We start from the raw sequence: 26,344 nt of genomic DNA, 5'->3' as shown, positions 1-26,344 counted from the left end.
AGCGTAAAGATATTTCATTCTTATTTAAAATAACAGCTTAATCTTTAAATTTCAGTAAATTCTGATTATAAGTTATATTTCATCGAAAAGATGATGTAACGCGGCTGTACTGTGTATTGAGAAACTCGTGTAGAAAATTGTGAGAAATTGTCGTCATTGAGATATCTGGTGTTTAACAAATTAGTTGCAGATACTTTATACTCCCATTTACTGTTTTTCTTTTGATAAATTAAACTTGCACTTAGGAAATCATATTCGTTGTCAACGGTTTTATCTCCATTATAATAATGATAAAATTCATACTCAGACACAAATGAAAAACTATCCAGAAAATAATAATCTAATCGGGCGAAAGGTTTGTCTGTATAAAAAGTTGAACCGCTGTATTTATTGACTAAAAGATTGTAACCAAACTCAATATTAGGCAGATTTTTATAATTAGTCGACGCTCTCACGGTATAACTCTGCACAAAACTTTCTGTCGTTGCTAACTGGTTATTTTGAATATTATTGAATTTTGACCAGTTTAAACTTGCATTTGCAGAAGCTTTGTAATTCTTTAAAAATGAACGTCCGTAAGCTCCCATTCCGGAAAAAGTTTCATCAGCTAAATTTGAATTATATGGAACCGAAGACTGATTAATTCCGTCAAAATTAGCTTCTGTTTTAATCGCATCCACTTTTCTCGTGTAAGTTGCATTTGCAAAAATGTTCTCAAAATTGAACATGTTATACTTAAAATAACGAAGCGAATGCACTTGCGAAGTTGCATTTTCTAAGGCACGATTTCCTCGAAATAAACTGCTGTAATCAGATAAAACGTAACCCTCTGCTAATTGATTAATATCTGTAAAATCATTCGTTAAAGAGAAATTATACGTCAGCGTTTCTGATTTTTTGATTTGATACAAGGCAAAGAAATCGGGTAATATTTTAGTGAAGTTTTGAGAATAATCTGTTCCTAACTGTCCGTTTGTCATTTGATACGTATGCAGACTTACTCCCGGCGTGAAAGTAAATTTTCCGGTTAGAATTTTATAATGAAATCCCACAAAAGCATCATTAAACCTATAATCTACGTCATTGTTATTTTCAGCTGTATTTAGATCATTTCTGTTTCCATTATCTAGCATCTGAAAAATATGAGAATTGAAGTTCTGATACGAATACGTATTTCCTAAAGTAACATTGAAGTTGCTTTTTGGCGTAATCATATAATAGTAATCCAGCTTCGCATCAAGTTTATTAGTTTTTACAAATCGGTTTTGATTTAAATCATTGCGATTCTGACCTGAAATGTAACCCGAAAAATCAAACGGCTGCGACTTAAGGTTTGCATTATAAAACGGATTTTCGTCCTGATATAAGTGCTGCATTTCAAAAGCAAAAATATTTTTTTCACTTTGTGTGTAATACAAATTCAAATTTTGATTGATCGAAGTTGGATCCTGTTTTTTCCCTGTTAAAATAGTTTCGACTGCCGAAACATTATTTACTACAGATTCACGAAGCAAATCAGTATCCTCATCTTGTTTTGATATTTTCGTTAAAACGTCATAATCAAACTGAAGTTTAGCATTAGGTTTATAAGTTGAACTTAGTTTAAACAATCCTAAATTGTTTTTTTGATGCGTTAATTCATCTCTTTTCTGCTGATCTCCAGAGTCTAAAATTGTAGTTTGAGATTTGGTTTCTAAATCTGTTTTTGAAGAAGAAAGAATTCCAAAACCGCTTAAAGTCCAAGATTTTGTTGGCGAATAAGAAAAATTGGTTGCACCAAATTTGGTTTCGATTTCCTTGGCGCGATTATTTCTTAAAACCGAAATTCCTAAATCATTCGACGAAACATTAAAAGCACTTCCGCCTTTTTTCATTAAATTTTTAAATCCGCCTGTAAATTTAAAATAATCCTGAGCCGTAAGAGGCAATTCTCCAATATTATTAAAATTGGTAATTAAATTAATGCTGTATTCCGGGCTGTAATAAAATAATTTTGGGTTTATGATATATCGGCTGTCGAGTTCTGCAACGCCAATCCCGGCAGTTACATCTCCAAACCAAAAGTTCTTTTTACCTTCTTTCAGCTTAATATTCATCGCCACATTTTCCTGATCGTTTTCTAAACCTTTTAATTGACTTACTTCATTAAAGTTCCTTAAAACCTGAACTTTATCAATAGCATCGGCAGGAATATTTTTAACGCCAAGTTTGGTATCTCCGTCAAAAAAATCTTTTCCCTCAACCATCAATTTGCTTACTTTTTTTCCTTCAACTTCGATTTCTCCATCGGCATTTACCTCAACGCCCGGAAGTTTTTTCAGGACATCTTCGAGTTTTCGCTCTGTTCCGGTTTTAAAAGAATCGGCATTATAAACTATCGTATCACCTTTTATAGAAACCGGCATTTCACGAACGATTTCAACTCCTTCTAATTCAATTCCTGCACCGTCTAAAACTATATTTTGAGCAATATTTTCAGTTTTGGTCGAAACGGCAATTTCTTTCGACTTCATTCCCAGATAACTTACTTTTACTGTGTACGAAGCATTTGGTTTTAAAGTCAGTTGAAATTTTCCTTTATCATTAGTAATTCCGTATGAATCCATGGCTTTCGTGGCATTGTTTACAGCCATAATATTGGCCATTTCCAACGGATTTTTTTGTTCGTCCTGAATAAATCCATCAAAACGAATACTCTGCGAAAAGGATATTGAAGTAATTAAAAAGGCAAATAAAAAAAGTATCTTATTCATTATAAGAATATTGAATTTGGATTTTGGAATTTGAAACTTGGAATTTATGTAAAAATTTTATCTCCCCATTGGCGGCGGACCTCCAGCTCTTCCACGGTTCATTTCTCTAAATTCTTCCATTTTTTTAATTACTGTAGTATCGTAATCTTTCTGCGAAATTACTTTGCCTTTTTTAGATGGTTTTATCTCAACTTTTTCTTTAGAATTTAAAACAATTTTCGAGCATAAAATAACTGTTTTTCCGTCGTTGATTTCTAAAATCAAACCAGGAAGTCCCCAATAACTTTCCGGCCCCTGATTTACCGGAATTTCAGGCGTATACCAAGCCGTTACGACAATTTCTTTTGGTATCTCGAAGTTATCTTCAAAATTTGTTTTAACATCTCCGGAAGTCTTTTTGGCTTCATCCTTTTTTTCGTCGTTATTTTTTGGTCTGAAATTTCTAAAATCGGTTTTACTCGCTTCTTTTACGGCTGTTGCCTTAAAACAATTATAACCGCCAATTAGTTTGGTTTCCTGTTCAAGTTTCCAGTTTAATTTTGGCAGAGAATCAACAACCAGAAATTCTTTCCCCATAAATTCTTTATCAACTGTGTAGGTTTTGCTTTTTACATCTTTATAAAAAGTGCCGCCGCCGCCCATAAAAGAGTTCATCATCATTCGCATTCCGCCGCCTTGCTGTCCGGGAGTTTCCAGTTTTTCTTCTTCTTTATAAATAGAAGCCGTTTTATCAAAATTTAATATAAAAGTTTTCTCGAGCATGTTTTTCATTCGCTCTTCTATAGTTTTTTGCATCTCTGGCGTTATGTCGCGGTTTCCGGCTCTCATTCCTTCAAATTTTGGAGCCTGGGTTTTTGACTCGTAAACGGCCATTCCCTGAAAATCTTTTTGCGCCTGTACCTGACTAAAAGCAAGTACTAAAAATAAATATGTTAGTTTTTTCATGTGGTTATATTTAATAAGGTTGTAGAGTCTGGTAAAACCTACATTCCAAATTTATTACTAATTTTAAAATACTGAAAGTTAAATATATCAATGCCAAAATGGTATCGACAAAATCGCATCTTTGTAAGACTATTGTAATTTACAAAGGTTTAAGTTCAAAAAACAGCTAAAACTCAATTTTTTACTCCAGTTTTTGTACTTTGGCTTATCGAAATTATATTATTATGAGTAAAACAATGCGCCAAATTTTATTACTGCTTTTTATTGCGTGTTGGTTTTCGACTTTTTTTGGGCAAAGCCAAAAAGTGAATGCTTCCTTAATTTCTACATTTAAAATTGATGCGGATGAATTTATAGGTTATGATTCTTTTGGATATTCTTATCAGGTAAAAAACAATGTTTTCAGCAAAATAAAAGGAAGCGAAATTTTTGAATATAAAAATGTTTCATTGGGAAATATTACTAAAGTTGATATTCAGAATCCGCTAAAAATTGTATTGTTTTACGAAGATTTCAACAGCGTTATTTTACTCGATAATCAACTGAATAAAATTACTGAGATTAATTTTTCGCAGAATTCAAATCCAATTGTTGTTAGCGCTATCGGAATGTCAACGCAAAACCAGCTTTGGATTTTTAATACATTAAATCAGCAGATTTGTCTTTTTGATTATTTAAAAAATGAATACAAAACAGTTTCTGTTCCTTTAACTGAAAGCATAAAATATTACCAAACCGACTTTAATACTTTTTATTGGATTGATAAAAAAAACAATTGGTTTTCCTGCGATATTTTCGGAAAAATATCCAGTTTAGGAAATGCACCGGATTTTGATAAAATTGAAATAATTTCGGCTAAGAAAATCATTTTCAGTAAAGCTAACTTATTGTATTTGAGAGAAAATACTAACACAGCTTATGAAATTGAAATTTTAGAAAAAACGTTTGACAAATTCTATTACAAAGACCAAATTTTATCTATTTTTACAGCTAAAGAAATTGTAAATTATAAAATCGTAACACCGTAATGCACATAGCGATAGCAGGAAATATAGGCGCAGGAAAAACTACATTAACCAAATTATTAGCCAAACATTTTAAATGGGAACCTCATTATGAAGATGTGGTTGATAATCCGTATTTAGATGATTTTTACCACCAAATGGAGCGCTGGTCGTTTAATTTACAGATTTATTTCCTAAACAGTCGTTTCCGTCAGGTTTTACAGATTCGTGAAAGCGGAAAAAAAATCATTCAGGACAGAACAATTTATGAGGATGCTCATATTTTTGCTCCCAATTTATATGCAATGGGATTGATGACAAGCCGTGATTTTGAAAATTATACGTCTTTATTCGAATTAATGGAATCTTTGGTAAAAGCGCCGGATTTATTGATTTATTTGAGAAGTTCAATTCCAAATCTTGTTGGACAAATCCACAAACGCGGTCGTGAGTATGAAAACTCAATTTCTATCGATTATTTAAGCCGTTTGAACGAAAGATATGAAGCCTGGATTCAGACTTACACGAAAGGAAGATTACTTATTATTGATGTTGACAATATCAATTTTGTTGACAATCCTGAAGATTTAGGAGATATCATTAATAGAATTGATGCTGAGTTGAACGGGTTGTTTTAGAACATGGATTTCACAGATTTATACGAAATAAAAAATGCCTCTAAAATTTATTTAGAGGTATTTTTTTTATAAAATTTAAAGCCAGAGATTATTATTTATTATTTGTTAGATTGAATCGTGATATATAGTCCCTACGGGACATTATTCCAACTACTTTTATTTTTTCTACCGATATTTAACTCCTAAAGGAGTATGTTTTTGGTTCTTTTACCAAGTTTAATTCTTAAAAGAGTTAATTTCTATTCTTTACCAAATATTTAATTCCTAAAAAATATGATTCTCTATTCTTTACCCCAATATTTAATCTCAAAGAAGTATAACTCTCTCTATACAATATCAAATATTTAATCCCTAATGATATATCTCGTAGAGATTATATATCGGTAGAACATTATCACACCACCAAACATTTGTCCCGTAGGGACTATATCGAGTTTTTTCTTCAATACGAAATTCATTAAATAAAAAAATGCCTCTAAAAATATTTAGAGGCATTTCTGTTTTAAGAAGTTTTATCAAAATTGTTATTTCGCAGCTTCAACTTTTGCCAGAACTTCTTCTTCTGTTCCTTCAAAAACTTCTGTTGTGGTTTTGCCGTTTTCTGTTTTGGTAACAGTTCCGGTAGTTTTTCCGTTTATGTTTTTAACTTCAACTTTAACCGATTTTTGCTCATAATTTGCAGCAGAATATTTTCCGTTTGCATCAAAATGAGCTAGACATTTTGCGGTTTCTTCTTCAGAACAGCCTTTTTCTTTACACATTTTAATACATTCTTCTTTTGTCATTCCAGACAAGTCTCCGCATTTAGACATTCCAGCATGCATTTCTGTTTTTGCACAGCAAGAAGATTTTCCTGCGATATCTGATGAAGAATGTCCTTCACCTAAAATTGGTGCAATTACCAATCCTATCAAGCAAGTTAACTTAATTAAGATGTTCATTGAAGGTCCTGAAGTATCTTTAAACGGATCTCCAACTGTATCTCCGGTTACTGCGGCTTTATGCGCATCAGAACCTTTATATGTCATTTCTCCGTTGATCATAACTCCAGCTTCAAAAGATTTTTTAGCATTGTCCCACGCTCCTCCGGCATTGTTTTGGAAAACTGCCCAAAGAACTCCGGAAACGGTTACTCCAGCCATATATCCACCTAACATTTCAGCAATTAACTGATTATTATCTGAGTAAACTAATTTTCCTAAAAGTACAATTGCAATTGGAAAACCAATCGTTAAAACTCCCGGAAGCATCATTTCTCTTAAAGCAGCTTTTGTCGAAATTTCAACACATTTTCCGTATTCCGGTTTTCCAGTTCCTTCCATAATTCCGGCAATTTCTTTAAACTGACGACGTACTTCATAAACCATATCCATTGCTGCTTTTCCTACAGAATTCATCGCTAACGCTGAGAAAACTACCGGAATCATTCCGCCGACAAATAACATAGCTAAAACAGGCGCTTTAAAAATATTGATTCCGTCAATTCCGGTAAACGTTACATACGCTGCAAATAACGCTAATGAAGTTAATGCTGCAGATGCGATTGCAAATCCTTTTCCAGTTGCTGCAGTTGTGTTTCCTACTGAATCTAAAATATCGGTTCTGGTACGAACTTCTTTTGGTAATTCGCTCATTTCGGCGATTCCTCCTGCATTATCAGAAATTGGTCCAAAAGCATCAATTGCCAATTGCATTGCTGTTGTTGCCATCATTGCCGAAGCTGCCAAAGCAACTCCATAAAATCCTGCTAAAACATACGAAATCCAGATTGCGATGGCAAACAATAAAACAGTTGGAAATGTAGAAATCATTCCTGTTGCCAAACCTGCAATAACGTTTGTTCCTGCTCCTGTGGATGATTTTTGAACAATGGCCAAAACTGGTTTTGTTCCTAATCCTGTATAATATTCTGTTACGGATGAAATAGCTCCACCTACAACTAATCCGACTAATGTCGCATAAAAAACACGCATCGATGAAATGGCTTTTGATCCTTCTCCAAAGAAAGTCATCTGCATCGTTTCCGGAAGCATGTGCTGCACTAAAAAGAAACAGGCTACAGCTGTTAAGGCAATTGAGACCCAGTTTCCTATATTTAATGCTTTTTGTACTTGTGCTTCTTTTGCATTATCATCTGATATTTTGACTAAAGTTGTTCCGATGATAGAAAATAAAATTCCGAAACCGGCAATTGCCATTGGAAGTAAAATTGGACCAATTCCGCCAAAAGCATCATTGATACTTCCACCCATATCTTTAATCACATAGTTCCCAAGAACCATTGCCGCTAAAACGGTTGCTACGTAAGATCCGAATAAATCGGCTCCCATTCCGGCAACGTCACCCACGTTATCACCAACGTTATCAGCAATTGTGGCTGGGTTACGAGGATCATCTTCCGGAATTCCTGCTTCTACTTTACCCACTAAATCGGCACCCACATCGGCAGCTTTTGTGTATATTCCACCTCCAACACGTGCAAACAATGCAATTGATTCTGCTCCAAGTGAAAATCCTGCTAAGGTTTCCAGAACTACAGTCATTGTATCAGTGTCTTTCCAGACTCCGTCAGAAAATAAATTAAAGAAAATTATAAAGAAAGCGGTTAAACCTAAAACAGCTAAACCGGCAACGCCTAATCCCATTACGGTTCCTCCGCCAAAAGAAACTTTTAACGCCTGAGGTAAACTGGTACGTGCGGCCTGAGTAGTTCTAACGTTTGTTTTGGTCGCTATTTTCATACCTATATTACCGGCATAAGCTGAAAATAATGCGCCAAAAATAAATGCAATTACGATTAATAAATGTGTTTTTACACCTGGAATAAATGTAATTCCTGCCAAAGCTAAACTGGCAATAATTACAAAGATGGTTAGAAGTTTATATTCTGCTTTGAGGAAGGCTAATGCTCCTTCGTAGATGTAATCTGAAATCTCTTTCATCTTACCGTCTCCGGCATCTTGTTTTAACACCCAACTCCTTTTTATTCCCATGAAAAGTAATCCTAAAACTGCCATAACTATAGGCAGGTAAATCATAAATGCATTCATAATTACTAATGGTTTTGGTTAATAGTCAACAAACTAACTAAAACGAATTTAAACAAAAAAGCAATACTCCTGACGGAGTATTGCTTTTTTTATAAAATATGAATGCTTTAATTATTTAATGCTAAATAATCCGGCTGGTTTATTTTCAATATCATCAAAACGTTTAGTGCACTCAGCAATAATTGCGTAAGCTTCTTTTACATCTCCCCATCCTTCAACATCTACTTTTTTGTTTTCAAGATCTTTATAAACCTGGAAGAAGTGCTCGATTTCTTTTACTAAGTGTGGGTTAATATCAGAAAGATCGTTTAATGAATTCCAGATTGGATCTGAAACTGGTACACAAATAATTTTCTCGTCTGGTCCTTTGTCATCTGCCATGTGGAAAACTCCGATTGGCTTAACTTCCATAACACATCCAGGGAAAGTTGGTTCGTTTACTAAAACCAATACATCAAGAGGGTCACCGTCAAGAGCCAAAGTTTCAGGAATAAATCCGTAATCTGCCGGGTACATCATTGAAGAGAATAACATTCTGTCGAAACGCATTCTTTTGATTTCAAAATCGTACTCATATTTATTTCTGCTTCCTCTTGGTATTTCGATCAATACATCGAAAGTCGTTAGTTTGTCTGCGGTCATTTTCGTTTTTTATTATATCTATAATTTCGGTTGCAAAAGTAAGCAAAGAATCCTTTTTTACAATAAAAAACCATGTAATATCTACATTAAGTTTTTAAAAATTAGGCATTAAAAAGTTATTTTCCTATTTCGTTTGGTTAAATAATGATGCCATAGAAGATATGTCGCATAAGATCGGTATGGACTCCACTCTTGCGCATACTTTTCCATCTCCAGTTTATCATGAATATTAAACAGTTCTTTGATTGTATTTATCACTGCGATATCACCAAGTGGAATCAAATCTGGCTCCTGAAGACAGAACATTAAGTAGATATCGATGGTCCAGTTTCCAATACCTTTTAACTTAATTAATTCTTCCCGAACCTGCTGAGCTGATTTTGAAGCTAAACTTTCAATGTCTAATTCTTTATTTAAAACCGCTTCTGCTAAAATTTTAATGTATTTTGTTTTCTGGCGACTGACACCTAAATTTCTAAATTCCTCATCAGACAAAATTGCCATGTTTTCAGGAGTACAATTTTTATATGCTTTGATTTTTAAAAATGTGGCTTTGGCCGAATCTATAGAAACCTGCTGCTCCAGAATTAATAAAACGAGCGTTTCAAAACCTTGCGGGCGCTTAGGAATCTGGGGCAATCCGTATTTTGCTATAATTTCCTGAAATACCGGATTTTTGGAAGATAAAAAATCGATGGCGTCTTGCATAGTCGAAGGATTTATACCTCAACAAATTTATATTTTAATTCGATAGTAAAATTTTATAAATCTAAATCTTCTATCAATTCATCGTTTAAAGTACCTGAGCAGATTTCTCTAACTTCTCCTGTCATTCTGATATTAAAATTAGAGTCTACATTTATTTTTAATGTACCCCCCTGCATTTTAATCGTGATGTTTTCATCTACTAAATCTTTCTTTTTCATTACACTTGCAACCGCACAAGATGAACTTCCGGACGCTAATGTAAATCCTGCTCCTCTTTCCCAAATTAGTACTTCAACTTCGTTTCGGTTAATGACTTTGGCAAACTGAACATTGATTCGATTTGGAAACATTTCGTGGTTTTCTAAATAAGGGCCAAATTGTTTGATCTCATCAATACTTAAATCTTCTTTAAGAATAACACAATGCGGGTTTCCAACAGAAACACAGTTCACTTCAAAAGTTTTACCATTTGCTTCAATTGCAGCGTTGTCGACTTCCGGAGTTTTAAATTTTGTAGGTATTAATTCTGATTGAAAAATTGCCTGTCCCATATCAACAGTTACAATTTTTGCTTTATTATTGACAACTTCTTCGATTGTAGCTTTAACGATTCCGCCTTTAGTTTCAACCGTAAATTCTTTTTTATCAATTATTCCATAATCAAAAACATACTTGCAGAATATACGCAATCCGTTCCCGCTTTTCTCAGCTTCAGAACCATCTGGATTAAATATTTGTAAACCTATATCAGCACGATTTGAATCAACAAGCAAAAGAATACCATCTGAACCAATTCCGAAATTGACATTGCATATTCTTTTTATCGCCTTATCAGTTAGTTCAAATGAAATATTTTTACTATCCAGTACTATATATTCATTTCCCAGACCATGAGTTTTTACAAAGAAATTCTTGTTCATGTTGTTTAATTGTTGAGTTAATTCGACTAGAAATAGAATCCGAAAGATCCTTTTATAGCAAATTTATTAGCATCAGGCATATTCAAATAACTGCCTCTCCAGGAAAAATCAAGTCTGAAAACTTTGAAGATATTTCCAATTCCTGCATTATATTCCCAATATACGTTTTCCGGTGCGTTATATGGCAGTCCAGAAGCATTAATGGCGCGGTTAGCATCAGAAATAGTTCCGTGTACAGCTTTAACACCTATAAATTCTCTCCAGTTCAGTTTTCTCATAAATGGAACTCTGGCAAACAATCTTCCCCCAAAATCATGATTCCATTGCAACGTAGTATATTGATCGGTTACGAATTCGTAGAAGTTCAGGTTACTGAATGTATTTTCAATCGTAAAATAAGTCTGGTTACCCGGAATCACACTCATTAATCCTAACGGAATTGTACCGAATGTTTTTCCTGTTTCTAAAATAATATTTGATCTTCCCAAGGGTCCAATAATAATTGGCTGTTTGTAAAAAACCTGAATTTTTTCGTATGCAAAATCGCTGTCAAAAACACCTTTTAAACCATAACTAAAATTAACAAAGAAATGACTAAACGGACTGTCAACTAAATCACGTTCAACTCCGTAACCAATAGTTTTACGGTTTGGCATATATTCAAACTGAATATTGGCTTCTGATTGTTTTACATCACTTTTCACAACTCCCATCGGATCTGCGGCAGTGGGTAAAGTGGTGTAATAATCTAAACTAAATGTTTTCGATGCCGATTCTAATGTTCGATAAGAAAGCCCTGCCTGAACAACAAAATTCTTTTTAGGCTCCATTTCGACTGAAATGTTACTTAAATTGATATTGGTCAGTTTTCCGTTACTTCCCGTTGTAAACAAAGCAGAAGAAGCGAAACTTCGTCCTAAAATATCATTCGTCGTAGTTAAACTGGCTCCAATTTGTTCAATATCACGCCTGTTTCCTCCGGAAATAATGACACGTTTTTTCTTATCGACCATCCATTTTCCTGAAACGCCGTATTTGAATTTATTATCATCAAATCCGTAAGCTGTATAGGCTTGTATACGCCACGGGTCATTTGGTCCAAAATAAGTTCGGCCTCCAACTCGAAGTCTTAAACCTTCAACTTCATTATATCCAAATGTGGAGAAAATTGGTCCATAATCGAAATTTTTAAATTCGACATAACCACTTCCTAAAATAGAGACGAGATTATAAATCTGCTTAAATCGCTTGACGGTTTGAAGCGTATCGAGCATTTTATAAATACCAGCTTCATCTTTATTTAATTTTTCAAAACGATTTTCTTCCCAAAATTCCGGCGGTCGTTCATAGACCGCATTGTCTATGAAATTGACTTCTTCTTTATAGAATTTTTCCGGTTTTTGGATGTTGAATTTATGGTTTCTGAATAAAGTCGTTCGTTTTCCGTAAACTCCTTTTGATTTTTCTTTTTTGTTCAAAGCAAAATCAGACATCATATAATCACGTGTCAAAAGGAAAACAGAATCGTTTTCTACTTCAAATTCCTGTTCAATATAAATATCTTTTACCCAGTTAATATTGGCACTTTTAGTTACGCCCATATTAATTTTTTTGATTGCAAAAGTGGTGTCGTTTACCCAGAAATCTCCTTTAAAAGTCAATTCGTTTTTACGCCTCGGATAAAAAACAATATTAAAACACCATTTTTTATCTATAAAAGCACTGTCTTTTAAAACATAATTGTAAACGTCAATTCCGGTTCTTGAAAGCGGACTTGTAAAGCTTTTATCAAAAAATTTAAGGTGATTATCGTAAATATTATAATCTGAATAAAGATCTTTTACGAAAGCTAAAATCTGCTGATTTCCGTTGAAACCAGACATTTTATTTCCTGTTAGATTTTCTTTTACCTTTTTTAATTTATTATCTCCATAAACATCATAAACAGATTCGTTGATGAAAATTGGCAGATAGGTTTTTCCGGTAACATCTGAAGTATCAACATGATTAAAGACAAACTCCATTCCTTTAAAAAGTTTGTTTTTCATGAAAGCACTATCAATTGTATTCATGTCAAACTCAACTTTTTCATACTTCTGCATTTGATATTGATTAAATTGGTAAAGTCCGTTTTTACGTTTTCTTTCCCATATTTTTCTCAAAATATCAATCGCAGGATTGTTCTTTTTGGATGTTTTTCCAGTATAAATTACAACTTCGTTTAAGGCCTGAGGTTCGCTTAAAACAATTTTAAAATCATAATTTACTGCTTTTTCCAAAGGAACTTCTTTATCTGAAAATCCTGCAGAACTTACTAATAATGCTGTATAAGTATTTGGAGATTCAAGATAGAAACGACCGTCTTCATTAGAAACGATTCCGGTGTTTGAACCTTTAAAAACAACATTTGCAAAAGGTATAGGTTGATTAGACTTGTCCAAAACAACTCCACTCACCTTAGTTTGTGCAGTAGCAATAGCCGCAAATGCGAATACAAAAAACAGGCTGAGTAAAATTATTCTTTTCATTGTCTGGGCAAAAAAAAACTTCATCAATTAACTAATGAATGATGAAGTTTTTGAGTATTTTAAATATGTATTACTTGTATAACACTTTTTTAACTGCTTTTACTACATCACCAGCGTTTGGCAGCCAGTCTTTTAATAAAACCGGAGAGTAAGGTGCAGGAGTATCTGCAGTTGTAATACGTTGAATTGGTGCATCAAGGAAATCAAATGCCTGCTCTTGAACAATGTAAGTGATTTCAGAAGAAAGGCTGGCAACCGGCCAAGCTTCTTCAAGAATTACTAAACGATTAGTTTTTTTAACCGATTTAAGAATTGCATCTTTATCCATTGGACGAACTGTTCTTAAGTCGATAATCTCACAAGAAATTCCTTCTTTAGCTAATTCATCAGCAGCGATAAAAGCTTCTTTAATGATTTTTCCGAATGAAACGATTGTTACATCAGTTCCTTCACGTTTAACATCAGCAACACCTAGAGGAATTGTGTACTCTCCGTCTGGCACTTCGCCTTTGTCTCCGTACATTTGCTCAGATTCCATGAAAATAACAGGGTCATTATCACGAATCGCTGATTTTAATAAACCTTTTGCATCGTAAGGAGTTGAAGGTACAACAACTTTAAGACCTGGAGTATTTGCAAACCAGTTTTCTAAAGCCTGAGAGTGAGTAGCTCCTAATTGACCAGCAGAAGCAGTTGGTCCGCGGAAAACGATAGGCACATTAAATTGTCCTCCTGTCATTTGACGCATTTTAGCAGCGTTATTTATGATTTGATCAATACCAACTAAACAGAAGTTGAATGTCATATATTCTACAATAGGACGGTTTCCGTTCATTGCAGAACCTACTGCAATTCCTGAAAAACCAAGCTCAGCAATTGGAGTATCGATTACTCTTTTTTCACCAAACTCAGCAAGCATTCCTTTTGAAGCTTTATAAGCTCCGTTGTATTCTGCAACCTCTTCTCCCATTAAATATATGGATTCATCGCGACGCATTTCTTCGCTCATCGCTTCACAAATGGCCTCTCTAAATTGTATTGTTCTCATATTTTATATTGTATGTTGAATTTTCTGAAGAGCAAAAATAAATATTTTAAATAACTTAAAAGCAAAAATTGAATTTAAAATCGCATCCAGTTCTTTCTCTGTTTAGCTTTAATGTGTTTTAAAGTTCACTATAACATTTACGAAATCGATATAATAGACATATAACCCACACTTAACTTTATTAAAAACATTTTTTCGACAAACTTTTACCTATTTGTTTAATTCCTGTTTCTTCGAAATTCTGAGATCAAAACGTCAAAATTCAAAAAATAGTATCTGAGACAGGAAAATTAAATCAGTCGGAGGCTCATAAATATTGCAAAATTCCTAACAATCAGACAAGATACCTCTTTTTTTATTTTTAGATTCCGATGAAAATCGCTCAAAATCACAGAATCTTCGAAATCGTAATAGTTTTAAAAAATATTATGCATGCATAGTATAATTATTCCAAATTAAATTCTAAATTTGTAAAAGCATATTACAAATTCAAAATATATACTTTTATGAAAATACTAGTTTGCATCAGCCACGTGCCTGATACTACTTCAAAAATTAACTTTACCAACGGTGATTCAGAATTTGACACTAATGGTGTACAATATGTAATTAATCCTAATGACGAATTTGGTTTAACTCGTGCCATTTGGTTTCAGGAGCAGCAAGGTGCAACCGTAACAGTTGTAAATGTTGGAGGAACTGATACTGAACCGACTTTACGTAAAGCTTTGGCTATTGGTGCAAACGAAGCTATTCGTGTTAATGCTAACCCAACTGACGGATTTTTTGTTGCAAAACAATTGGCAGAAGTAATCAAAAACGGAGGATACGATTTAGTAATTGCAGGAAAAGAATCTCTTGATTATAATGGCGGAATGGTTCCTGGTATGATTGCCGGTATTTTAGGTTCTAACTTCTTAAACTCTTGTACAAGTTTAACTGTAGACGGAAATAATGTAAAAGCAGTTCGTGAAATCGATGGTGGGAAAGAAACTGTAAGCACTACTCTACCTCTAATTATTGGTGGACAAAAAGGTCTTGTTGAAGAAAAAGATTTGCGTATTCCGAACATGAGAGGAATTATGACAGCAAGAACTAAAGCCTTAACTATTCTTGAGCCAGTTGATGCTGCTGTAAATACAAAAGCAGTAAAATTTGAAAAACCAGCTCCTAAATCAGCAGTGAAATTAGTTTCTGCAGATAATTTAGATGAGTTAATCAATTTATTACACAACGAAGCGAAGGTTATTTAAGATTGTAGAGTTTAGATTTTAGATTGCTGATTGAACAGCTCTAAAGTCTTTCGCTCATTAAAATCAAAAATCTTTAATCTGAAATAAGAATCATTTTTAGATTTCAATTTTCAAAAAATCTGAAATCTAAAATCTAAAATCTAAAATTATTATGTCAATATTAATATATGCAGAATCTGCAGAAGGAAAATTTAAAAAAGTAGCTTTCGAATTAGCTTCTTACGCTAAGAAAGTAGCAGAATCATTAGGAACAACTGTTACTGCTTTAACAGTAAATATCAGCGACGTTAGTGAATTATCTAAATACGGAGTTGATAAAGTTTTAAAAGTAAACAACGATAAATTAGCTGGTTTTACTGCAAAGGCTTACGCTGATGTAATTAAACAAGCTGCTGAAAAAGAAGGAACAAAAGTAGTTTTACTTTCTTCTACTACAGATAGTATTTATCTTTCATCATTAGTTGCAGTAGCTTTAAATGCTGGTTTTGCTTCAAATGTTGTTGGATTACCGGTTAGTACTTCTCCTTTTCAGGTAAAAAGAAATGCTTTCTCAAACAAAGCTTTCAACATTACACAAATCGATACAGATGTAAAAGTGCTTGGATTGGCTAAAAACTCATACGGAATTTTTGAAAGTGCAGGAGCCGCTGCTGCAGAAGATTTTAATCCAACTATAGGAGACAATGATTTTGGCGTAAAAGTAGAATCTGTTGAAAAAGTAACCGGAAAAGTTTCTATTGCTGATGCTGATATCGTAGTTTCTGGCGGACGTGGACTAAAAGGTCCGGAAAACTGGGGATTAGTTGAAAATTTAGCTGAAGTTTTAGGTGCTGCAACAGCATGTTCTAAACCAGTTTCTGATTTAGGATGGAGACCTCACAGCGAGCACGTTGGACAAACAGGAAAACCTGTAGCTACAAACTTATACATTGCAATTGGTATCTCTGGAGCAATCCAGCACATTGCAGGAATCAACTCTTCAAAGGTAAAAGTTGTAATCAATAATGATCCTGAAGCGCCTTTCTTTAAAGTTGCTGATTACGGAATTGTTGGTGATGCTTTCGAAATTGTACCTAAATTAACAGAGAAATTAAAAGCTTTTAAAGCTCAGCATTCTTAATTCAAGAATTCTCTTCAAAATATTGCTGCCTAAAAACAAGATATTGTATCTTTGTTTATAGGCAGCTTTTTTGTTCCATATTTTTTGATTAAAATTGCACCTTTATTTTCCAAACAAATAAAGCATTAAAATGAGGCACTAAGTGCCTTTTTTACAAACACATATGAGTCTAGTAAAACTATCCATAAAAGGAATTTCATATAGTCAAACCCAAAATGGCGCTTATGCCTTAATTTTAAATGAGGTTGACGGTGAAAGAAAATTACCTATCGTTATTGGTGCTTTTGAAGCCCAGTCAATAGCTATTGCCTTAGAAAAAGAAATAAAACCTCCTCGTCCGTTAACACACGATTTATTTAAAAACTTTGCCGAAAGATTTGACATTGTGGTAAAACAGGTTATCATTCACAAATTGGTTGACGGTGTTTTTTATTCAAGTTTGATTTGCGAAAGAGATAAAATCGAAGAAATTATCGATGCCAGAACTTCTGATGCTATTGCATTGGCTTTACGTTTCAACGCTCCTATTTTTACTTATAAAAACATTTTGGACAAAGCCGGAATTTACTTAAAATCAAACTCTTCAGATTCAGATCAGGGATCTCAGGAAATTGATGACGTACTTTCTAATCCGGAAACTTTCGGACATGAAGAAGAAACGAATCAATCTGGCGATGTGTACTCAAAACACACTTTACAAGAATTAAACGATCTTTTAGATCAGGCCGTTTCACAAGAAGATTACGAAAAAGCAGCTAAAATTAGAGACGAAATCTCTAGAAGATAGTTTTTAAGGCTGTAAGCCGTAAGCTTTAGGCTATAAGCTTAAAGCGTAAAACACAAGAAAGCATTAAAACTGCTAAAAAAGCTTAAAGCCTAAAGCTTAAAGCCTAAAGCAAAAAAAAGCCTAAAGCAACAATGAAACAATACTTAGATTTAGTAAAACACGTTTTAGAAAACGGCAATCAAAAAGGAGACCGTACCGGAACCGGAACCAAAAGTGTTTTTGGCTACCAGATGCGTTTTGATTTAAGTGAAGGTTTCCCAATGGTTACAACCAAAAAGCTACATTTAAAGTCAATTATATACGAATTACTTTGGTTCTTAAAAGGAGATACTAATGTTAAATATCTTCAGGAAAACGGAGTAAAAATCTGGGATGAATGGGCAGATTCTAATGGTGATTTAGGACCTGTTTACGGACATCAATGGAGAAACTGGAATAGTGAGGAAATCGATCAGATTTCGGAATTAATTACAGAATTAAAAACAAATCCAAACAGCCGAAGAATGCTGGTTTCTGCATGGAACCCTTCTGTTTTACCAGATACTAAAAAATCTTTTGAGGAGAATGTGGCCAATAACAAAGCAGCATTACCTCCATGTCACGCCTTTTTTCAGTTTTATGTAGCGGCTCCAGATTTAGAAAAAGGAGAAACAAAAGGGAAATTATCTTGCCAATTGTACCAAAGAAGCGCCGATATATTTTTGGGAGTTCCTTTTAATATTGCTTCTTACGCATTATTAACCATGATGATTGCACAGGTTTGCGATTTAGAACCCGGAGATTTTATTCACACTTTTGGTGATGCACATATTTACAATAATCATTTTGAGCAATTGGAACTGCAATTAACACGCGAACCAAAACCATTACCAAAAATGATTTTGAATCCGGAGATTAAAAACATTTTTGATTTTGATTTCAATGATTTCACATTAGTAGATTACGATCCGCATCCAGCGATAAAAGGCAGTGTTGCAGTATAATTATAAAAAAATCCGCTTAAAAAATAAGCGGATTTTTTTATACAACTAAAACACCGTTTTCACTTCCGGCATAATCATTCCATTTGTAAAAATCAGCTTCCGGATCGTTAACGTATTTACCATCGATTACGTATTTAAATTCGTAAATCGCATCTTTAACCAAATCGTAAGTAGCTTTAAAGGTTCCGTTTTTTAACTTACTTAATACTCCTTCTGAAGGATTCCAGTTATTAAAATCGCCAACGACTGCTGCCGAATCAGCATCTTTAGCATCAATAGAAAATGTAACTTTAACAACAGGCTTCGTTTTGATAAATTGTTTTTTCAAAGACATAACTATTTAGTTTTTAGATTTATAACTCTAAATTAATTAAATTCGGCTGAACATCCACTATACCCTTAATCGATTTACGATAATACCAAAAACAGCATATAGTTTTAGCTTTATCCATAATTTAAAGTACTAAAAATTTTACATTTCAAATTAACAAACCCTTTTATGAGAAATATTCTACAATCAAAAATATTGTCTTTCAAAAATAAATTTTAACTTTATAATCTGATTTTTATCTTATGGAAAAAGAAGTACACGAACAATACGAGTATGCCAGAAGACGATTGAGGCAAAAGAAAGTTTTATACTTTCATTTTGTTCTTTTCCTGTTAGGAAGTTTATTTTTATTTATTGCCAATAAATTTTTTGGTTTTGGTGAAGGAACAACTCAAAACTGGTGTATTTGGGGTATTACTATCTGGCTTTTTATTTTCATCTTACATTTCATAAAAGTTTATATAACAGATCGGTTTATGAATAAAAAATGGGAAAGAGAGCAAATTGACCGTCTTGTTGCCCTTCAGCAAAAAAGAATCAGTCAATTAGAATCTAAAATAAACGAAGACACCGAGAATAAAATTTAGTTAAAGCATACCATGATTATAATGATAGCGGCCGTTGCCGAAAACAATGCTCTTGGAAAAAACAATGAATTAGTGTGGCATCTGCCAAATGATTTCAAAAGATTTAAATCACTTACGACTAATCATCATATTATAATGGGAAGAAAAACTTTTGAAAGTTTTCCTAAACCTTTGCCAAACAGAACTCATATTGTCATAACACGACAGGCTGATTACAATCCGGAAGGCTGCATTGTTGTCGACAGCATGGAAAAAGCTATTGAAGCTTGTCCTGAAAATGAAGACTCTTATATCATTGGAGGAGGCGAGATTTATACTTTAGGACTGCCTTTTGCTGATATAATTGAAATTACTAAAGTTCATCATACTTTTGACGCAGATGCATTTTTCCCTAAAATCAACAAAAGCGAATGGCAGTTAGTCGAGTCTGAAGAAAATTTCAAAGATGAAAAACATCTTTACGACTACACTTATGAAACTTACATTAGAAAATAAATAAAAAAACACCCTCTTGTGGAGGATGTTTTTTAGAGAACGATTGATTTTTTTAGTCTTGACTTGCTCAAGAAAATAGTTTTTGTAAAATCACAAATGCCCAAAAACATTTGAAATAACTGAATAACATTAATGTTAAATTGAGAACAAGTCTCAAAAGCGCCTTTAATAACAAATACCACTAAGATATTAAAGGCAAGAAAATTAAAATTTCCAAAAACAAATTTAATCCTAAGAACGTACTTCGCACTTTTAAAATAGTATTCCCCCAAGAACAACACTTTAAAACTACTTACTTGAACAAACAACTGTCAGTGCAAAAAAAACAGTGATTTGATTAAGTCAAGATGAAATCATCAATCATTAAAATTTCATCATTTTTACTTTGACAAAGTTGTGCATAAAATCAACACAGCACAATACCAACTTCTGGTGATTTAAAAAAAATACCCACTTTTGGTGATGGCCTAAAGACTTTTTAAACCTCTTTCCTGAGCCTCTTTAAAACATTTAATTGACATTTTAAAAAACTCAATTACAGTTAAAGTAGATTGTTTATATTTGCGTAAATTATAATAATGTCTGAAAAAATAACTCCATATAAAGACTCTTCTTTAGGAAAGAAAGAGCAGGTTGCCCAAATGTTTGATAACATTTCCGGGAACTACGATAATTTGAATCGCGTAATTTCATTTGGTATTGATACGAAATGGCGAAAAAAAGTATTGAAAATAGTTTCTGATTCTAAACCAAAAGTGATTCTTGATATCGCTACCGGAACCGGAGATCTTGCTATTTTAATGGCAAAAACGAATGCAGAAAAGATTATTGGTCTTGATATTTCTGCCGGAATGCTTGAAGTTGGAAAAAAGAAAGTTGAAGAAAGAAAATTATCAAATGTTATCGATTTAGTTCTTGGCGACTCAGAAAATATTCCTTTTGAAGACAATTATTTTGATGCAATTACTGTAGGTTTTGGTGTTCGTAATTTTGAAAACTTAGAAAAAGGTTTTGCTGAAATTTTACGAGTTTTAAAACCAAATGGTGTATTTGTAATTCTGGAAACTTCTGTTCCTGATAAAACACCATATAAACAAGGCTACAAATTTTACACTAAAAATATACTCCCGGTTATTGGAAAATTGTTTTCAAAAGACAATTCAGCATACGGTTATTTATCTGAATCTGCTGCCGTTTTTCCTTATGGAGAAGCGTTAAACAATATTTTGAGAAAAACTGGGTTTATAGATGTTGTAGCAATGCCGCAAACTTTTGGTGTAGCAACCATTTATTCAGCATCTAAGAAATAGTATGAAAAAAATTGTAATCGTAATTTTACTGGTCTTAACGACTAAAGGATACTCTCAATTTGCTAAAAGTATGTTTAGCAAAGATCCTATTATTAACCTTGAAAACTGGCAGAAACAGCGCGTTTATTTTGGTTACTATTTAGGTTTTAATAGTTTTGATTTTAAATTTGATTACAAAAATCCCGTACAAAATGATATTCAGGTAAAAAAAACAACTGGATTTAATGTGGGTGTCGTAGCCGATTTACGACTTCAGGAATATATTAATTTACGTTTCGAACCAGGTCTTTATTATACAAAACGAGACTTATATTTTCCGGGAGTAGGAAATTTAGAAAAAGATTATCTGCGAGAAGTAAATAGTACTTATATTCATTTTCCGCTGTTACTTAAATTTTCATCTCTTCGTACCGGAAACATACGCCCATACTTAGTTGGAGGAATGTCTACTACTTTAAATTTATCAAGTAATTCAAGTTCTCAGGATGATAACTTCGAAGGGAAATTTAGAGTAAAACAATGGACTGCTGCTTATGAGCTTGGTTTTGGAATTGATTTCTTTACTGAATATTTCATTTTCTCTCCTTCTGTAAGAGGAATGTTTGGTATAACTGATGAATTAATTCGTGATAAACCAATAAATGGCCCAAGTCCCTGGACAGACAATATCGATTCGATGAAGTCAAGAGCGATTTTAATAAATTTCACATTTCATTAAAACAATTTCTTAACTATTTCGTTTAAATTCACTTAGAATAATTGCTGTTGCTGTAGCTACATTTAAACTTTCTGTTTTTTGCAGCTCTCCAAATCTCGGAATTGTAATTCGGCTGGTAACTATTTTTTCAATTTCTGCAGAAATTCCATTGGCTTCATTACCCATAATAATGATTCCGTTTTGAGGCAGGTTTAATTGATAAATATTTTCACCATCCATAAAAGTTCCAAAAACAGGAAGTTCTGTTTGGCTTAAAAAAGTTTTCAGGTCAACATAGCTTACATTTACTCTTGTTATAGAGCCCATTGTAGCCTGTACTACTTTTGGATTATAAATGTCGACTGTTTCTTTTGAACAAACAATTTGTTTGATTCCAAACCAGTCACAAAGGCGCATTATGGTTCCTAAATTTCCAGGATCACGAATATCGTCTAATGCAAGAATTAAACCTGAATTTATAATTTGATTTTCTGTAGGCATTTTAAAAACTGCCAAACAGGAATTTGGAGTAGTTAAAGCACTTATTTTTTTCAGTTCTTGTTCATTAATAAGAGTTCGTTTTGTAGATTGAACTTCTTTAAAATCATCCTGAGTAGTGTATAAATGTTCTAATTCAAAATTGGATTGCAGCAATTCATGAATTACTTTTACTCCTTCGGCAAAAAATAATTGATTTGCAAAACGCTGTTTTTTTTGATGCAAGCCTGATATAAGCTTTATTTGGTTTTTACTAACCATAAAATAAATGTACTTTTGAATTAAATATTAAAAAACACTTGAAAAATAATTCCACAAAAATAACAGCATTTATTCTAATAGCAATACTTATTTGCGCTTGTAATGCTGTAAAAAGAGTTCCTGATGGAAAAAACCTTCTCGTAAAAAATAATATTCTAGTAAACGGAAAGTCTACAAATGACGAAAACGCATCTAATCAGTTGTACCAAAAACCTAATGGTACTTTATTAGGATATAAACTTCGTTTAAATTTATATAATCTTGCTAATTTGAATCCTGATTCGACTTATCAGGCAAAATTCAAAAACAATCCGGGTTTATATGAACGTCAGGCAAAATTTTTATCTGCAAAACAAGTAGAGCGACTTGGCCAGTCTTTTTTATATAAAGGAATTCACGAATTCTTAAAAAATACCGGAGAACCGCCTGTCATTATCGATACTGTCAGAACTAAAAAATCTTTACAGCGCTTAAAGTTTTACTACTTTAACAATGGTTATTTTAATGTTGTAACAGATTATACTATCGATAGTATTGCCCGCAAAAAAGCACAAATAAACTACAATATTACAACAGGTCCGGCGTATATCCTTGACACCATTAAAACCAAAATCCTGACTCCGGCACTTGATTCTTTATATAGAGCCAATCCTGAGTCTTCATTTTTAAAATCCGGAAATCAATACAAGACCACTGATTTTGAAGATGAAAAAAACCGAATTACAACGTATTACAGAAATCATGGGGCTTATTTTTTCCAGCCAACGTACGTAACTTTTGACATTGATACCATTGGCAAAAAAAACAAAGCCGATGTTACCTTAATCATTAACAACAATACTATACAAGAAAGAGATTCAAGCAGAACTGAGCCTTTTAAACTGTACACTATCAGCGATGTAAATATTTATACTGATTATTCTCCTGCTAATGCAAAAACTAAAATCAACGATAGTACAACTTACAATAACTTTAATTTGTACAGTTATAAAAAATTAAAATATAAACCACGCGCTATTACAGACGCAATATTTATTACAAAAGGAAATACTTATTCTGATACGAGAACTACACTTTCTTCAAGATATTTGAATAACCTTAAAATTTTCAATTATCCTTCTATACAATATGAAGTCGATAAACGTGATTCGACTGCTCAGTCTTTGATTGCCAATGTTTATTTAACACCGAGAAAAAAATACAGTTTTGGAGCCACGTTAGATTTAACACATTCTAATATTCAGGATTTCGGAATTGGCGCCAGTATATCTGAAACTATTCGTAATGTTTTTAACAGGGCCGAAACTTTAGAAATTTCAGCTCGTGCCAACATTGGTTCTTCAAAAGACATGGCGAATCCAAACAATAATTTTTTCAACGTTTCTGAATATGGTTTGGATTTAAAACTAAACTTTCCGAGAATCCTAATGCCTTTTGGAACAGAAAAAATTATTCCGAAGAGGATGATTCCTTCTACCTCAATTGCGGCCGGTTTTTCTAAACAGCAAAATATCGGTTTAGATAAAGAGAATTTTACTGGCGGTATATCTTACAACTGGACCCCTAAGAGACGTAATACTGTAAAATTTGATTTATTGAATGCTCAATATGTCCGAAATCTAAATCCGAATAATTATTTCAATGTATATAAATCATCTTATAATGAATTGAACGGCATTGGTAAGGATTACAATACCAATGTTTCCAACTGGGGAGAATATCCGGAACAACAAGCCGAGAAAAACTTAACGATACCAACCGGAACTACAAATTTCACAAATGAGGTATTGACAGGCCAGACTGCTCTAAACCCTGGAGATCCAGAGTATAAAGATGTTGAAAGTATCGAAGAAAGAAGGATTCGTTTGACTGAAAATGATTTTATCTTATCATCAAGTTATACTTTTACCAAAACCACTAAAACTGATTTAGCAGATAACACTTTTTATCAGTTTAAAACAAAACTAGAGTCTGCCGGAACTTTATTATCAGCAGTTGCGAAAGTTGGAAATTTAACAAAAAATGCAAACGGAAGTTATGAGATCTTCAATTTAGCTTACGCTGAATATATTAAAGGAGAATTTGATTATATAAAACACTGGGATTTTGGAAAAGAAAAGGTATTAGCCGTAAGAAGCTTTTTTGGAATGGCAATTCCGTTTGGAAACTCTAATTACATTCCTTTTTCACGAAGTTACTATGCAGGAGGTTCAAACGATAACAGAGCATGGCAGCCTTACTCTCTTGGTCCCGGAAGCACAAATGCTTTAAACGATTTTAATGAGGCCAATATGAAAATTGCACTTAGTGCAGAATATCGTTTTAAAATTTTTGGTGATGTTAAAGGAGCTCTCTTTGCAGATGCAGGAAATATCTGGAATGTGCTCGATAATGTAATCGACAACAAAGCAAAATTCAACAGCTTAAACGATTTAGATGAAATTGCTTTGGGTTCAGGATTTGGTTTGCGATACGATTTGAGCTTTTTTGTTATTCGTTTAGATTTAGGCTTTAAGACTTATAATCCGGCACATGAGAAGGGCGACCGATGGTTTAAAGAGTACAATTTTGGACACTCGGTTTTAAATTTTGGTATAAATTATCCGTTCTAATGCTAATTAATTCTTATTTTTGCAACCTAAAAACTAAAAACAACTATAAAAAAAATTAAAATGGCACACAACATTAAACCAGGAGTAGCTACAGGAGATCAGGTTCAGGAGATTTTTAATTATGCAAAAGAAAAAGGATTTGCTTTACCAGCAGTAAACGTTACTGGTTCAAGCACAATCAACGGAGTTCTTGAAACTGCAGCAAAACTAAATGCGCCAGTTATTATTCAATTTTCAAACGGAGGAGCACAATTTAACGCTGGAAAAGGTTTATCTAACGCAGGTGAAAAAGCAGCTATCGCTGGTGGTATCGCCGGAGCAAAACATATTCATACTTTAGCAGAGGCTTACGGTGCAACTGTAATTTTACACACTGACCACTGTGCTAAAAAATTATTACCTTGGATTGATGGTTTATTAGATGCTTCTGAAAAACATTTTGCAGAAACAGGAAAACCATTATTCAGTTCTCACATGATCGATTTGTCTGAGGAGCCAATCGAAGAGAACATTGAAATCTGTAAAGAATATTTAGCTAGAATGAGCAAAATGGGAATGACATTAGAAATCGAACTTGGTATTACAGGTGGTGAAGAAGATGGCGTTGACAACTCAGACGTAGACAGCTCAAAATTATACACTCAGCCAGAAGAAGTAGCTTATGCTTACGAAGAATTATCTAAAGTAAGTCCTAAATTTACAATTGCTGCTGCTTTTGGAAACGTTCACGGTGTTTACAAACCAGGAAACGTAAAATTAACTCCAAAAATCTTAAAAAATTCTCAGGATTTCGTACAAAACAAATTCAACACAGGACACAACCCAGTTGATTTCGTTTTCCACGGAGGTTCAGGTTCTACACTTGAAGAAATCAGAGAAGGAATCAGCTACGGAGTTATCAAAATGAATATCGATACAGATTTACAATTTGCATACACTGAAGGAATCCGTGATTACATGGTAAACAATCTTGATTATTTAAAATCTCAAATTGGAAATCCAGAAGGTCCAGATGCTCCAAACAAAAAATATTACGATCCAAGAAGATGGGTTCGTGAAAGCGAAGTAACATTCAACGCAAGACTTGAACAAGCTTTTGCTGACTTAAACAATGTGAATACACTATAATTTTAGATCTCTGATTTTAGATTTTAGATTTCTTTCTGGAATCTAA

Annotated in this window: 22 protein-coding genes; 12 read left to right on the top strand and 10 right to left on the bottom strand. The window is 33.3% G+C overall.

Annotation, left to right across the window (positions count from 1 at the left end; genetic code table 11):
- Window positions 1-65: 65 nt before the first annotated feature.
- Window positions 66-2,753, bottom strand: a complete 2,688-nt coding sequence (locus ABDW27_RS14635) for a carboxypeptidase-like regulatory domain-containing protein (RefSeq protein ID WP_343696579.1) — start codon at window positions 2,751-2,753, stop codon at window positions 66-68.
- A 57-nt stretch (window positions 2,754-2,810) separates the two neighbouring features.
- A complete protein-coding gene (locus tag ABDW27_RS14630) occupies window positions 2,811-3,698 on the bottom strand; it encodes a GLPGLI family protein (RefSeq protein ID WP_343696578.1) in 888 nt (295 codons plus the stop codon).
- 224 nt (window positions 3,699-3,922) lie between these two features.
- On the opposite strand from ABDW27_RS14630, the gene ABDW27_RS14625 reads away from it, so the two are divergent.
- Together ABDW27_RS14625 and ABDW27_RS14620 are read left to right on the top strand one after the other, a co-directional pair.
- Window positions 3,923-4,726 (top strand): hypothetical protein, encoded by an 804-nt coding sequence (locus tag ABDW27_RS14625; protein WP_343696577.1) that lies wholly within the window; start codon window positions 3,923-3,925, stop codon window positions 4,724-4,726.
- Window positions 4,726-5,340: a deoxynucleoside kinase gene (locus ABDW27_RS14620; protein ID WP_343696576.1), complete on the top strand. Its 615-nt coding sequence runs from the start codon at window positions 4,726-4,728 to the stop codon at window positions 5,338-5,340. The genes ABDW27_RS14625 and ABDW27_RS14620 overlap by 1 nt, the downstream gene beginning before the upstream one ends.
- Before the next feature lie 524 nt (window positions 5,341-5,864).
- Here the strand turns inward: ABDW27_RS14620 and ABDW27_RS14615 are convergent.
- The 6 genes from ABDW27_RS14615 to ABDW27_RS14590 all read right to left on the bottom strand — a co-directional run bounded on the left by ABDW27_RS14615 (window position 5,865) and on the right by ABDW27_RS14590 (window position 14,236).
- Complete coding sequence (locus ABDW27_RS14615) at window positions 5,865-8,390, bottom strand: sodium-translocating pyrophosphatase (protein ID WP_343696575.1); 2,526 nt, start codon at window positions 8,388-8,390, stop codon at window positions 5,865-5,867.
- Between the two features lie 111 nt (window positions 8,391-8,501).
- Window positions 8,502-9,032 (bottom strand): inorganic diphosphatase, encoded by a 531-nt coding sequence (locus tag ABDW27_RS14610; RefSeq protein WP_073412934.1) that lies wholly within the window; start codon window positions 9,030-9,032, stop codon window positions 8,502-8,504.
- Window positions 9,033-9,140: 108 nt separating this feature from the next.
- Complete coding sequence (locus tag ABDW27_RS14605) at window positions 9,141-9,740, bottom strand: DNA-3-methyladenine glycosylase 2 family protein (RefSeq protein ID WP_343696574.1); 600 nt, start codon at window positions 9,738-9,740, stop codon at window positions 9,141-9,143.
- A 53-nt stretch (window positions 9,741-9,793) separates the two neighbouring features.
- Window positions 9,794-10,660: a diaminopimelate epimerase gene (gene dapF / locus ABDW27_RS14600; RefSeq protein ID WP_343696573.1), complete on the bottom strand. Its 867-nt coding sequence runs from the start codon at window positions 10,658-10,660 to the stop codon at window positions 9,794-9,796.
- A gap of 26 nt (window positions 10,661-10,686) precedes the next feature.
- Window positions 10,687-13,188, bottom strand: a complete 2,502-nt coding sequence (locus tag ABDW27_RS14595; RefSeq protein WP_343696572.1) for a DUF5686 family protein — start codon at window positions 13,186-13,188, stop codon at window positions 10,687-10,689.
- Window positions 13,189-13,258: 70 nt separating this feature from the next.
- Entirely contained in the window at window positions 13,259-14,236 is a 978-nt protein-coding gene (locus ABDW27_RS14590; RefSeq protein WP_073412940.1) for a pyruvate dehydrogenase complex E1 component subunit beta, read from the bottom strand.
- A gap of 506 nt (window positions 14,237-14,742) precedes the next feature.
- Here ABDW27_RS14590 and ABDW27_RS14585 point away from each other — a divergent pair.
- The 4 genes from ABDW27_RS14585 to ABDW27_RS14570 all read left to right on the top strand — a co-directional run bounded on the left by ABDW27_RS14585 (window position 14,743) and on the right by ABDW27_RS14570 (window position 18,379).
- A complete protein-coding gene (locus ABDW27_RS14585) occupies window positions 14,743-15,489 on the top strand; it encodes an electron transfer flavoprotein subunit beta/FixA family protein (protein WP_343696571.1) in 747 nt (248 codons plus the stop codon).
- A 151-nt stretch (window positions 15,490-15,640) separates the two neighbouring features.
- Window positions 15,641-16,609 carry an electron transfer flavoprotein subunit alpha/FixB family protein gene (locus ABDW27_RS14580; protein WP_343696570.1) on the top strand — a complete coding sequence of 323 codons (969 nt, stop codon included), beginning with the start codon at window positions 15,641-15,643 and terminating at the stop codon, window positions 16,607-16,609.
- Between the two features lie 163 nt (window positions 16,610-16,772).
- On the top strand, window positions 16,773-17,396 hold the full coding sequence (locus tag ABDW27_RS14575) for a bifunctional nuclease family protein (RefSeq protein WP_343696569.1): 624 nt from the start codon (window positions 16,773-16,775) through the stop codon (window positions 17,394-17,396).
- Window positions 17,397-17,527: 131 nt separating this feature from the next.
- Window positions 17,528-18,379, top strand: a complete 852-nt coding sequence (locus ABDW27_RS14570) for a thymidylate synthase (RefSeq protein WP_343696568.1) — start codon at window positions 17,528-17,530, stop codon at window positions 18,377-18,379.
- 37 nt (window positions 18,380-18,416) lie between these two features.
- Here the strand turns inward: ABDW27_RS14570 and ABDW27_RS14565 are convergent, their stop codons facing one another.
- Complete coding sequence (locus ABDW27_RS14565) at window positions 18,417-18,713, bottom strand: isoamylase early set domain-containing protein (protein WP_343696567.1); 297 nt, start codon at window positions 18,711-18,713, stop codon at window positions 18,417-18,419.
- A 239-nt stretch (window positions 18,714-18,952) separates the two neighbouring features.
- Here ABDW27_RS14565 and ABDW27_RS14560 point away from each other — a divergent pair, with 239 nt between their 5' ends.
- The 4 genes from ABDW27_RS14560 (at window position 18,953) to ABDW27_RS14545 (ending at window position 21,820) form a co-directional block, all read left to right on the top strand.
- Complete coding sequence (locus ABDW27_RS14560; protein WP_343696566.1) at window positions 18,953-19,297, top strand: 2TM domain-containing protein; 345 nt, start codon at window positions 18,953-18,955, stop codon at window positions 19,295-19,297.
- A gap of 12 nt (window positions 19,298-19,309) precedes the next feature.
- Window positions 19,310-19,792: a dihydrofolate reductase gene (locus ABDW27_RS14555; RefSeq protein ID WP_343696565.1), complete on the top strand. Its 483-nt coding sequence runs from the start codon at window positions 19,310-19,312 to the stop codon at window positions 19,790-19,792.
- 578 nt (window positions 19,793-20,370) lie between these two features.
- Complete coding sequence (gene ubiE / locus ABDW27_RS14550; protein ID WP_343696564.1) at window positions 20,371-21,102, top strand: bifunctional demethylmenaquinone methyltransferase/2-methoxy-6-polyprenyl-1,4-benzoquinol methylase UbiE; 732 nt, start codon at window positions 20,371-20,373, stop codon at window positions 21,100-21,102.
- A 1-nt stretch (window position 21,103) separates the two neighbouring features.
- Complete coding sequence (locus ABDW27_RS14545) at window positions 21,104-21,820, top strand: porin family protein (protein ID WP_343696563.1); 717 nt, start codon at window positions 21,104-21,106, stop codon at window positions 21,818-21,820.
- A gap of 9 nt (window positions 21,821-21,829) precedes the next feature.
- Here the strand turns inward: ABDW27_RS14545 and ABDW27_RS14540 are convergent, their stop codons facing one another.
- Complete coding sequence (locus tag ABDW27_RS14540; protein ID WP_343696562.1) at window positions 21,830-22,558, bottom strand: RNA methyltransferase; 729 nt, start codon at window positions 22,556-22,558, stop codon at window positions 21,830-21,832.
- Between the two features lie 38 nt (window positions 22,559-22,596).
- Here ABDW27_RS14540 and ABDW27_RS14535 point away from each other — a divergent pair, with 38 nt between their 5' ends.
- Complete coding sequence (locus ABDW27_RS14535; protein WP_343696561.1) at window positions 22,597-25,170, top strand: BamA/TamA family outer membrane protein; 2,574 nt, start codon at window positions 22,597-22,599, stop codon at window positions 25,168-25,170.
- Window positions 25,171-25,230: 60 nt separating this feature from the next.
- Window positions 25,231-26,298 (top strand): class II fructose-bisphosphate aldolase, encoded by a 1,068-nt coding sequence (gene fbaA / locus ABDW27_RS14530; RefSeq protein ID WP_343696560.1) that lies wholly within the window; start codon window positions 25,231-25,233, stop codon window positions 26,296-26,298.
- Window positions 26,299-26,344: the final 46 nt, after the last annotated feature.

The organism is Flavobacterium sp. (assembly GCF_039595935.1).
In the GTDB taxonomy this organism is placed as follows: Bacteria; Bacteroidota; Bacteroidia; order Flavobacteriales; family Flavobacteriaceae; genus Flavobacterium.
This window is presented reverse-complemented; position numbering and strand designations above follow the sequence as displayed.

Excerpts from the sequence above, each read along its gene's own strand:
- ABDW27_RS14635 (WP_343696579.1), bottom strand. The coding sequence starts at position 2,753 with ATGAATAAGATACTTTTTTTATTTGCCTTTTTAATTACTTCAATATCC.
- ABDW27_RS14630 (WP_343696578.1), bottom strand. The coding sequence starts at position 3,698 with ATGAAAAAACTAACATATTTATTTTTAGTACTTGCTTTTAGTCAGGTA.
- ABDW27_RS14625 (WP_343696577.1), top strand. The coding sequence starts at position 3,923 with ATGAGTAAAACAATGCGCCAAATTTTATTACTGCTTTTTATTGCGTGT.
- ABDW27_RS14620 (WP_343696576.1), top strand. The coding sequence starts at position 4,726 with ATGCACATAGCGATAGCAGGAAATATAGGCGCAGGAAAAACTACATTA.
- ABDW27_RS14615 (WP_343696575.1), bottom strand. The coding sequence starts at position 8,390 with ATGAATGCATTTATGATTTACCTGCCTATAGTTATGGCAGTTTTAGGA.
- ABDW27_RS14610 (WP_073412934.1), bottom strand. The coding sequence starts at position 9,032 with ATGACCGCAGACAAACTAACGACTTTCGATGTATTGATCGAAATACCA.
- ABDW27_RS14605 (WP_343696574.1), bottom strand. The coding sequence starts at position 9,740 with ATGCAAGACGCCATCGATTTTTTATCTTCCAAAAATCCGGTATTTCAG.
- dapF (WP_343696573.1), bottom strand. The coding sequence starts at position 10,660 with ATGAACAAGAATTTCTTTGTAAAAACTCATGGTCTGGGAAATGAATAT.
- ABDW27_RS14595 (WP_343696572.1), bottom strand. The coding sequence starts at position 13,188 with ATGAAAAGAATAATTTTACTCAGCCTGTTTTTTGTATTCGCATTTGCG.
- ABDW27_RS14590 (WP_073412940.1), bottom strand. The coding sequence starts at position 14,236 with ATGAGAACAATACAATTTAGAGAGGCCATTTGTGAAGCGATGAGCGAA.
- ABDW27_RS14585 (WP_343696571.1), top strand. The coding sequence starts at position 14,743 with ATGAAAATACTAGTTTGCATCAGCCACGTGCCTGATACTACTTCAAAA.
- ABDW27_RS14580 (WP_343696570.1), top strand. The coding sequence starts at position 15,641 with ATGTCAATATTAATATATGCAGAATCTGCAGAAGGAAAATTTAAAAAA.
- ABDW27_RS14575 (WP_343696569.1), top strand. The coding sequence starts at position 16,773 with ATGAGTCTAGTAAAACTATCCATAAAAGGAATTTCATATAGTCAAACC.
- ABDW27_RS14570 (WP_343696568.1), top strand. The coding sequence starts at position 17,528 with ATGAAACAATACTTAGATTTAGTAAAACACGTTTTAGAAAACGGCAAT.
- ABDW27_RS14565 (WP_343696567.1), bottom strand. The coding sequence starts at position 18,713 with ATGTCTTTGAAAAAACAATTTATCAAAACGAAGCCTGTTGTTAAAGTT.
- ABDW27_RS14560 (WP_343696566.1), top strand. The coding sequence starts at position 18,953 with ATGGAAAAAGAAGTACACGAACAATACGAGTATGCCAGAAGACGATTG.
- ABDW27_RS14555 (WP_343696565.1), top strand. The coding sequence starts at position 19,310 with ATGATTATAATGATAGCGGCCGTTGCCGAAAACAATGCTCTTGGAAAA.
- ubiE (WP_343696564.1), top strand. The coding sequence starts at position 20,371 with ATGTCTGAAAAAATAACTCCATATAAAGACTCTTCTTTAGGAAAGAAA.
- ABDW27_RS14545 (WP_343696563.1), top strand. The coding sequence starts at position 21,104 with ATGAAAAAAATTGTAATCGTAATTTTACTGGTCTTAACGACTAAAGGA.
- ABDW27_RS14540 (WP_343696562.1), bottom strand. The coding sequence starts at position 22,558 with ATGGTTAGTAAAAACCAAATAAAGCTTATATCAGGCTTGCATCAAAAA.
- fbaA (WP_343696560.1), top strand. The coding sequence starts at position 25,231 with ATGGCACACAACATTAAACCAGGAGTAGCTACAGGAGATCAGGTTCAG.